Raw genomic sequence first — 6,396 nt, forward strand, 5'->3', positions numbered from 1 at the left:
GTGGCTCCGCCACATGACCCGCCACCCCGCACGCCGATCGCACGCACCGAACGCCGCTCCTTCTTCCACGGAGATCCATCAGAAGGGCCCTAGCCACCCGCAGCACCGCGTGACGGGGACCGCGCCGCGGTGTCCAACCATGCGAAGGACGGTCTGCGGGAGACCGGACGAGAGGAGCCACCCAGGGCGCCGGCCCGCACACCGAGCGCACCACCCGGCAACGCACCACCGGACACCTGGCCCGACCCGGACGACGCCCTGCCGGCGGTCCGTGCCGCGGAGAGGGACGAGGACGCGTTTACCGTGCTCGTGCACCGGCTCGGTGAGCGCTCGGCCCGCCGGGCCGGTCGCGCAGAACATGTCCACACGCCTTGGCGGACCGCACTCAGCCGGGAAAGGTCATCAGGGCGAGCGGCGTGGTGGTGGGCTGCTTCGAACCGCCGTCGGGTTCGACGGTGACGCCCATGCCCGAAGCCCGGCCGACGCCGCCTTGCAACAGGACGACCTGGTCACTGCGGCCGGGATCCATCAGCCCGGCCGACCGCATCGTCCCGCCGTCGTCGAACCAGAGCTGGTAGACCTTGCCGCCGGGCGGACGGGCCATACCCGAGGCGACGAACACGGCCCGGTCCCGGTCAAGGGAGACAACGACCGTGCCGGTGGCGCCTCCAGCGAGCTCGGTGGCCCGCGTCCGGGCGTCCGGCGCCGCGAGTACGGCGGTGATCTCGTCGGCGCTCCGGGCCGCCTGGCGCGCCTCGGCGCGGGCGTCCGCAGCCTGCTGGTGCTGCCACACGGTCGTCCCGCCGAGTGCCGCGGCCGCGGCGAGACAGGCGGCGAGCGCCCACCGGGAGAGCACCCTGCCCTTCAGCCCGGCACCCAGCGGCAGGACCCGGTCGGGCGTGCCAGGCGCCTCCTGGCGGACGGTGGTGATCCGGCGCAGCACCTGCTCCCGCAGGGCCGGGGAGGCGGGCGCGGCGACGGCCAGTGCCAGCCGGGCCGCGGTCGCGCTCAGCTCGGCCGTCTCCTGCGCGCAGGGCTCGCAGCCCACGAGATGCCGTTCGAACGAGGCGTTCTCCTCGTCGGACAGGGCGTGCAGGGCGTACGCACCTGTCAGTCGGTGCAGGTCAATGGTCGTCACGCCGTCACCCCCAGGCAGTCGCGCAGCCGGATCAGCCCGTCGCGCAGTCGGGTCTTCACGGTCCCCAGCGGGAGCTCCAGCGCCTCGGCGACCTGGCGGTAGGTCAGGCCCCGGTAATAGGCGAGAGTGACGGACCGCCGCTGGAGTTCGGTCAACGTGCGCAGGCAGCGCCGCACCTGTTCCCGCTCCAGGCGTGCCTCGACATGCTCGGCCACCTCGTCGTACTCCGGCACCTTGTCGAGCAGCGCGGCCTTGTGGTCCCGGGCCACCGCGGCGTCCACCGAACGCACCCGGTCCACCGCCCGGCGGTGCGCCAGCGTGAGGATCCAGTTGACCGCGGTCCCGCGATCGGGCCTATAACGGGGAGCTGTCCGCCACACCTCCACCAGAACCTCCTGCGCCACCTCCTCCGACTGCGCGTGATCCCGCAGCACGGCACGCACGACACCCAGCACCGGTCCCGCCACGATGTCGTACAGATGGGCGAAAGCGTCCTCGTTCCCCAGAGCCACCTGCCCCACGAGTTCCTCCAGGTCGGGCCCCACAGAGGGGTTTCTGATGATATGTACTACTTCTCTCACCGAGGGCCTCCACCGTGGGGACATGTCCGGTCGTAATCCGTTCCCGCGGGCCACGTGGATTGGTTGCGCTGGTGACGAATTCGCTGACGGCGATGACGCTCTGTCTTTCGGGACCGTGTCCCAAGACGTGGTTGTGTTTTTGGGGTGTTGTGCCGGTTGACGGGCGGAGCGCAAGCGCTGGGATGAGAGCATGGGTGGCCGAATTGGCCTGATCCTGAGTGAGTGATCATGACTGCAGCTGAGCTTGTGTCGGCCTACCTGTCGGCACTGGAGCGGGCGGACGCCGAGGCGGTGCTGAAGTTGTTCGCGCCTGGAGCGGTGGTGCACTCTCCGCTGTACGGCCCCCGACCGGCCACGGAGTTCTATCCCGAGCTCTTCGCCGATACCAGCCGGGCGTCCCTGACTCTGCTGGGGGTGGCGGAGGGCCGGACCCAGCAGGGGGCCGCACTGATCTCGTTCTGGTTCCACTTCGACTGGCGCCTGCCGTCCGGAGCAGCCGCGCCGTTCGACGTGGTGGACCTGGCTGAACTCGCCGAGGACGGCCGTATCGCCACGCTGCGCATCGTGTACGACACCGTCGACGTGCGGCCGGCGTTCGAATGCGAGACCGGCAGTTCGTGGCGTCCCACCACGGATCAGAGCTGACGGGCTGCTGTCCACCCTGGCCGTGAAACGATCTTCTGCCGCCGGTCAGCGGCAGAGATCCGCGTACGGCAGGTCAGGGAAGAACTGGTGCCGGCGCTTCCGCGTCGTCGGTCTGCCGCGCACGAGGACAGGGTCCGGCTCAGCCGCGCCAGGGCTGTGTCGACCAGGAGGGTTCCGGCACCGAGCGCGGGCAAGGCGAAGCTCATCGGCGGCTGCACCACCATGCTGTCCCCATGAGGAGGCCACCGCGTACTGCCCGTCCGGGCTGAAGGCCACCCCGGACATCGTGTCCTTGCCGAGTCGCAGGACGCCAGTGGTCCTCTGGGGGCGGTCCGGGTCCGTGACCTTCCAGACGTTGCCCCCCGACGTGCCACCGCCCGTCAGCAGGCGCCCGTCGGGGCTGAACGCCGGCGACCCCACCGGTGCCTCGCTGATCACCCTCCGCTGCTTCGGGGCCTGCGGGCCGGTCGTGTGCCACAACGCCACGGAGCCGTCCACGCCTTCACGACCCCTTCTCGCGCTCGGGGCCGCCCGGGACGCCTACGCGGTCGGGTGACTCGAAACCCTGGATCGGGGAACCGGAAGAGATGCCCCGCCCCACACGGGGAGGGCCGGGTGTCCGGACGCCCGCCCCCCTCACCGGAAGAAGGACCATGACGATGGCGCACGAAGACGACGGTGGGCAGGCCGTGCCGCACGATCCCGGCAGGCGCTCCGACGGCGACGGCGTCACACGGCGCCGTCCGCTGCGCGAGCGGCACGTCGAGGAGACGGTCGAGGTCGCGGTGCCGGTCCGCACGGCCTACAACCAGTGGACGCAGTTCAAGACGTTCCCGCGCTTCTCGACCGTGGTGCGCGACGTCGAGCAGATCAGGCCCACCGTCACCGCGTGGACCATCGGCTACGGCCCCCTGCGACACCGTTTCGCGGTCGAGATCGTGGAACAGGACCCCGACGCCTACCTGGCCTGGCGGGGCCTGGAACAGCACCCCACCCACCAGGGCGAGGTCGAGTTCACGCCCACGGAGTCCGGGGGCACCGCGATCACGGTCCGGATGCTCCTCCAACCGCAGGGGGCCGCGAAGGTCCTCACCCGCTCGTCCAGGGTCGTGGGGCTGACCGCGCGAGTCGTACGCGGAGAACTGGTGAGCTTCAAGCACTTCATCGAAGGGCTCGGTCAGGAGGGCGGTGCCTGGCGCGGCACCATCCGCAACGGCCGGGTTCAGCACGACACCCCGGAACCGCCCAGGAGCCGTGTCGCCCAGTGGCCCGTCGGCTGACCCGCGTACCGAACACGGCAAGAGAAAGGCCAAGCGATGCAGAACCCGCCCGGTGAGGAGCCGGAGACCTCCCTCTCCGTGACACCGCCGAAGAAGTGGGCGGCCGGGGTTCCCGCCGTCGTGCACGCGCTGGAGTACTCCCTGGAGCAGACCTCCCCCCGCAAGACCGGGGTCGACCTGCTCACCATGAACCAGGTGGGCGGGATCGACTGCCCCGGCTGCGCGTGGGCGGACCCCGCTCCAGGCCGGCGCCATCGCAACGAGTACTGCGAGAACGGCGCCAAGCACATCAACGACGAGGCCACGACGCGCAGGATCACCGCCGACTTCTTCCGTGAGCACAGCGTGACCGATCTGGCCGCCCGCTCGGACATGTGGCTCAACCAGCAGGGCCGGCTCACCGAGCCGATGATCAAACGGCCCGGGTCCGACCACTACGAGCCCATCGGCTGGAACGACGCCCTGGGCGTCCTCGCGCAGGAACTGAGGGGGCTGGACTCGCCCGACGAGGCGGTCTTCTACACCTCCGGCCGGGCCAGCAACGAGGCCGCCTTCGTCTTCCAGCTCTTCGCCCGCGCCTACGGCACCAACAACCTGCCCGACTGCAGCAACATGTGCCACGAGTCCAGCGGCTTCGCCCTGAACGAGACGCTCGGCGTCGGCAAGGGCACCGTGAGTCTCGACGACCTCCACCACGCGGACCTCATCTTCCTCGTGGGGCAGAACCCGGGCAGCAATCACCCGCGGCAGCTTTCGGCCCTGGAGGAAGCCAAGCGCAACGGCGGCCGCATCGTGGCGGTGAACCCGTTGCCGGAGGCGGGGCTGCGACGCTTCAAGAACCCGCAGAAGCCGCGTGGGGTCGTGGGGCGGGGCACCCAGATCGCCGACCGCTTCCTGCACATCAAGCCCGGCGGAGACCTCGCCCTGTTCCAGGCACTGAACCTGCTGCTGCTGGAGGCGGAGGACGCGCGTCCCGGCACCGTCCTGGACCACGACTTCATCAAGGCCCACACCTCCGGTTTCGAGGAGTTCGCCCGGCACGCCCGCAGCGTCGACTGGGACGACGTGTGCGCGGCGACGGGACTGACCCGCGACGAGATCGAGAAGGTACGCGACGAGGTTGTGCGGAGCGAACGCGTCATCGTGTGCTGGGCGATGGGCATCACCCAGCACAAGCACGGCGTGCCCACCATCCGGGAGATCGTCAACTTCCTGATGCTGCGCGGCAATCTGGGGCGTGCCGGCACGGGAGCCTGCCCGGTGCGCGGCCACAGCAATGTCCAGGGCGACCGCACCATGGGCATCTGGGAGCAGATGCCGGACACCTTCCTGGACGCCCTCCGGGAGGAGTTCGGCTTCGATCCGCCGCGTCGGCACGGCTTGGACTCGGTGAACTCGATCAAGGCGATGCTGGAGGGCCGCGTCAAGGTCTTCCTCGCCCTGGCCGGGAACTTCGTGCGCGCGGCGCCCGACAGCGAGGTCACCGAGAAGGCGATGCGTTCGTGCCGGCTGACCGCCCACATCTCCACCAAGCTCAACCGCTCGCACACCGTCTGCGGCGACACCGCCCTGATCCTGCCGACGTTGGGGCGCACCGAGCGCGATGTCCAGGCCGACGGCGAGCAGTTCGTCACCGTCGAGAACTCCATGAGCGAGGTGCACACCTCCCAGGGACGACTCGAACCGGCCTCGCGCGTGCTGCTGAGCGAGGTCGCCATCCTGTGCCGGCTCGCCCGGCTGAGCCTCGGCGGCGAGGGGGACATCCCCTGGGCCAAGTTCGAGGGCGACTACAGCACCATCCGCGACAGCATCTCCCGGATCGTGCCGGGCTTCCACGACTTCAACGCCAGGGTGACCCGTCCGGGAGGCTTCCAGCTACCCAACCCGGTCAACGAGGGCGTGTTCAGGACCGAGACCGGCAAGGCCCGGTTCACCTGCAACGAGCGGGTGGTCCCGCGGGCCCCCGAGGGTCACCTGCTGCTGCAGACCTTGCGCTCGCACGACCAGTGGAACACCGTCCCGTACACCAACAACGACCGCTACCGAGGCATTCACGGCAGCCGCCACGTGATCCTGGTCAACCCGGCCGACCTGTCCGAACTCGGCCTCGCCCAGGGCGACCGCGTGGACCTGGTGAGCGTCTGGGAGGACGGCACCGAGCGCCGGGCCGAGAACTTCGAGGTCGTGTCCTACCCGGCGGCCAAGGGTTCGGCCGCCGCCTACTACCCGGAGACGAACGTCCTGGTGCCGCTCGACAGCGTCGCCGACGTGAGCAACCAGCCCACGTCGAAGGGCATCGTCGTCCGCCTCGAACCCACGGGTGACCGATCCCGTCCGGTGTCCGTCTGACCGAAACCCACGGGCGACCGACCCCGGCCGGTGCCCGTCTGACCGAAACCGACGACGCCGCACCCCGGTGGAGCCCGCTGACAGCGGCGGGGCCCCGGGGTGCGGCACATTCAGGCAGCGCAGGTGATGGCCTTCACGTCCAGGTGGATCTCGCTGTCGGCGAGGCGGACGAGGTCGTCGACGGCGGAGTGGACGTGGCCGAAGCCGACGCCGCTTCGCTCGACCCGACCAGCCTGTCGCCCCATGGCTTCGTGGCCGCCGCCGTTTCAGTCGCCGATGAGTTTCGGTGTGCCGGACGGTCCAAGTCGGCACACCTAGGGCCCTTCTGATGGATCTGCGCGGCGTCGCGACGCCCGGCACGTACGCTCGGCGTGCGGGGTGGCGGGTCATGTGGCTCCGCCCC

5 protein-coding genes and 1 pseudogene are annotated in these 6,396 nt (G+C 70.2%); 3 read left to right on the plus strand and 3 right to left on the minus strand.

Annotated features, from left to right (window positions below):
• Positions 1–385: 385 nt before the first annotated feature.
• Entirely contained in the window at positions 386–1,138 is a 753-nt protein-coding gene (locus AB0958_RS44205; protein WP_366896137.1) for an anti-sigma factor, read from the minus strand.
• On the minus strand, positions 1,135–1,719 hold the full coding sequence (locus AB0958_RS44210; RefSeq protein WP_366896138.1) for a sigma-70 family RNA polymerase sigma factor: 585 nt from the start codon (positions 1,717–1,719) through the stop codon (positions 1,135–1,137). The genes AB0958_RS44205 and AB0958_RS44210 overlap by 4 nt, the downstream gene beginning before the upstream one ends.
• A gap of 228 nt (positions 1,720–1,947) precedes the next feature.
• Between AB0958_RS44210 and AB0958_RS44215 the strand changes: the two genes are divergently transcribed.
• The 3 genes from AB0958_RS44215 to AB0958_RS44225 all read left to right on the plus strand — a co-directional run bounded on the left by AB0958_RS44215 (position 1,948) and on the right by AB0958_RS44225 (position 5,993).
• Entirely contained in the window at positions 1,948–2,364 is a 417-nt protein-coding gene (locus AB0958_RS44215) for a nuclear transport factor 2 family protein (protein WP_366896139.1), read from the plus strand.
• A gap of 659 nt (positions 2,365–3,023) precedes the next feature.
• Positions 3,024–3,644 carry an SRPBCC family protein gene (locus AB0958_RS44220; RefSeq protein ID WP_366896140.1) on the plus strand — a complete coding sequence of 207 codons (621 nt, stop codon included), beginning with the start codon at positions 3,024–3,026 and terminating at the stop codon, positions 3,642–3,644.
• Between the two features lie 36 nt (positions 3,645–3,680).
• Positions 3,681–5,993 (plus strand): FdhF/YdeP family oxidoreductase, encoded by a 2,313-nt coding sequence (locus AB0958_RS44225; protein WP_366896141.1) that lies wholly within the window; start codon positions 3,681–3,683, stop codon positions 5,991–5,993.
• Positions 5,994–6,139: 146 nt separating this feature from the next.
• Here the strand turns inward: AB0958_RS44225 and AB0958_RS44230 are convergent.
• A pseudogene (locus tag AB0958_RS44230) lies at positions 6,140–6,259 on the minus strand (IS481 family transposase); the annotation flags it as partial.
• Between the last annotated feature and the right edge of the window lie 137 nt (positions 6,260–6,396).

The organism is Streptomyces sp. NPDC006655 (genome assembly GCF_040703965.1).
Lineage (GTDB): Bacteria > Actinomycetota > Actinomycetes > Streptomycetales > Streptomycetaceae > Streptomyces.